This window comes from Ruminococcus sp. CAG:330 (assembly GCF_000437175.1).
Lineage (GTDB): Bacteria > Bacillota > Clostridia > Oscillospirales > Ruminococcaceae > Ruminococcus_C.
This window is the reverse complement of the sequence record NZ_FR898006.1, coordinates 1-620: the sequence shown is the minus strand read 5'-3', so window position 1 is coordinate 620 and position 620 is coordinate 1. Positions and strand designations below refer to the sequence as shown.

The following is a 620-nucleotide window of genomic DNA, read 5'->3' as shown; positions in this document are numbered from 1 at the left end:
ATTGTGCCGTCGGCGGTGAGTGTCCAGGTCAGGTTGCCTTCGTTCCAGTAGGTTCTGATTTTGCTTGCATCTACGCCGAGTTGTCCGCTTGTCAGCGTAGAGCCGTTTTCAAGGTATACGGTCAGCTTGCCGCAGCCATAAAACGCAAAATTTCCGATGCTTGTGACACTCTTTGGAATGGTGATGCTTGTCAGGCTGCTGCAACTGTCAAACGCATAATCTCCGATGCTTGTGACACTACCTGGAATATTGATGCTGGTCAAGTCAGTGCAATTGTAAAACGCAAAATTTCCGATGCTTGTAACACTCTTTGGAATGGTGATGCTGGTTAAGCCGATGCAATTCTGAAACGCACTCTCTCCGATGCTTGTGACATCGTTCGGAATCGTTACTTCTCCCGAACAAGCTGTGCCGTCGATCAAAATCCCATTTACGATCACAAGTGAATCTTCATGCTGTTTGTTTGTTAACCAAAGTGTGCCAGAAAACGCACAATCTCCGATGCTTGTGACACTATCTGGAATCGTGACGCTGGTTAAGCCGGTGCAATTCCTAAACGCAGAATCTCCGATGCTTGTGACACAATCCGGAATCGTGATGCTGGTTAAACCGGTACAATT

1 protein-coding gene and 1 pseudogene are annotated in these 620 nt (G+C 47.1%); both read right to left on the bottom strand.

The features are described 5' to 3' along the window. The coding region (locus QZL66_RS02040) for a leucine-rich repeat domain-containing protein (protein ID WP_293601773.1) at positions 1-440 on the bottom strand (440 nt) is incomplete at its 3' end. Between the two features lie 15 nt (positions 441-455). Then, positions 456-620 (bottom strand): annotated as a pseudogene (locus QZL66_RS02035) (leucine-rich repeat domain-containing protein); the annotation flags it as partial.